The organism is Bacillus sp. LR--39 (assembly GCF_053613335.1).
The window spans coordinates 1-1,959 of sequence record NZ_JBSIOT010000062.1; the positions used below are offsets into that span (position 1 = coordinate 1).

At 47.2% G+C, this 1,959-nt stretch carries 1 protein-coding gene and 1 pseudogene; both read left to right on the top strand.

Translation table 11 applies throughout. The annotated features are described in order from the left end of the window. A pseudogene (gene rocG, locus ACWHAR_RS20250) lies at positions 1–372 on the top strand (glutamate dehydrogenase); the annotation flags it as partial. 226 nt (positions 373–598) lie between these two features. Further along, on the top strand, positions 599–1,959 hold a 1,361-nt coding region (gene pruA, locus ACWHAR_RS20255; RefSeq protein WP_452087635.1), incomplete at its 3' end, for an L-glutamate gamma-semialdehyde dehydrogenase.

Below are 1,959 nucleotides of genomic sequence, written 5' to 3' on the forward strand. Positions count from 1 at the left end.
GCCGCGATCTCCAATCAAATCACAGCCGAAAACGCACATAACATTCAGGCGTCAATCGTCGTTGAAGCGGCGAACGGCCCGACAACCATTGATGCCACTAAGATCCTGAATGAAAGAGGCGTGCTGCTTGTGCCGGATATCCTGGCGAGTGCCGGCGGCGTCACGGTTTCTTATTTTGAATAGGTGCAAAACAACCAAGGATATTATTGGTCGGAAGAAGAGGTTGCAGAAAAACTGAGAAGCGTCATGGTCAGCTCGTTCGAAACAATTTATCAAACAGCGGCAACACATAAAGTGGATATGCGTTTGGCGGCTTACATGACGGGCATCAGGAAATCGGCAGAAGCATCGCGTTTCCGCGGATGGGTGTAATTTGAGAAGCCTCCGCAAAATAATTTTGCATTTGTTTTTTGCGTAAAGAGCAAAAATCGCAAAATAAATTTGCGTTCAAGATCGGAAAAAGAGAAAGGTGATCACCTGTTAGACAAATTTCTGTTCGATTCAACAAGTTTTTTCAGCAAAAGACAAGAAAATGGCATGATTCTTGCATTTTTATTCATATGCGAAGATATATTTCATAACACGAGGGGGACTACATATGACAGTCACATACGCGCACGAACCATTTACCGATTTTACGGAAGCAAAGAATAAAACTGCATTTGGGGAGTCATTGGCCTTTGTAAACACTCAGCTCGGCAAGCATTATCCGCTTGTCATAAATGGAGAAAAAATTGAAACGGACCGCAAAATCATTTCCATTAACCCGGCAAATAAAGAAGAGATCATTGGGTACGCGTCTACAGCGGATCAAGAGCTTGCTGAAAAAGCGATGCAAGCCGCATTGCAGGCATTTGATTCCTGGAAAAAACAAAGACCTGAGCACCGCGCGAATATTCTCTTTAAGGCAGCGGCTATTTTGCGCAGAAGAAAGCATGAATTTTCAAGCTATCTTGTGAAGGAAGCGGGAAAACCGTGGAAGGAAGCAGATGCGGACACGGCTGAAGCGATAGACTTTTTAGAGTTCTACGCGCGCCAAATGTTAAAGCTCAAGGAAGGGGCTCCGGTGAAGAGCCGTGCTGGCGAGTTCAATCAATATCATTACGAAGCGCTTGGCGTGGGCATCGTCATTTCTCCATTTAATTTCCCGCTCGCGATTATGGCGGGAACAGCGGCGGCAGCGATTGTGACAGGAAATACGATTCTCTTAAAACCGGCTGACGCAGCCCCGGTAGTGGCAGCAAAATTTGTCGAGGTCATGGAGGAAGCGGGTCTGCCAAACGGCGTTCTGAATTACATTCCGGGAGATGGTGCGGAGATCGGTGATTTCTTAGTTGAGCATCCGAAGACACGGTTTGTCTCATTTACAGGTTCCCGTGCAGTCGGCTGCCGGATTTATGAGCGAGCCGCCCAAGTGCAGCCGGGCCAAAAATGGCTCAAACGGGTAATTGCTGAGATGGGCGGAAAAGACACAGTGCTTGTCGACAAGGACGCTGATCTTGACCTTGCTGCATCCTCTATCGTGTATTCAGCATTTGGATATTCAGGACAGAAGTGTTCTGCGGGCTCCCGCGCGGTCATTCATCAGGATGTGTATGATGAAGTGGTGGAAAAAGCTGTAGCGCTGACCAAAACGCTGACTGTCGGCAATCCAGAAGATCCTGATACGTATATGGGTCCCGTGATTCATGAAGCATCCTACAACAAAGTGATGAAATACATTGAAATCGGCAAATCTGAAGGCAAGCTATTGGCCGGCGGAGAAGGCGATGATTCAAAAGGCTACTTTATTCAGCCGACGATCTTTGCAGATGTTGATGAAAACGCCCGCTTGATGCAGGAAGAAATTTTCGGCCCGGTTGTTGCGATTTGCAAAGCGCGTGATTTCGATCATATGCTGGAGATTGCCAATAACACGGAATACGGATTAACAGGTGCGCTTCTGACGAAAAACCGTGC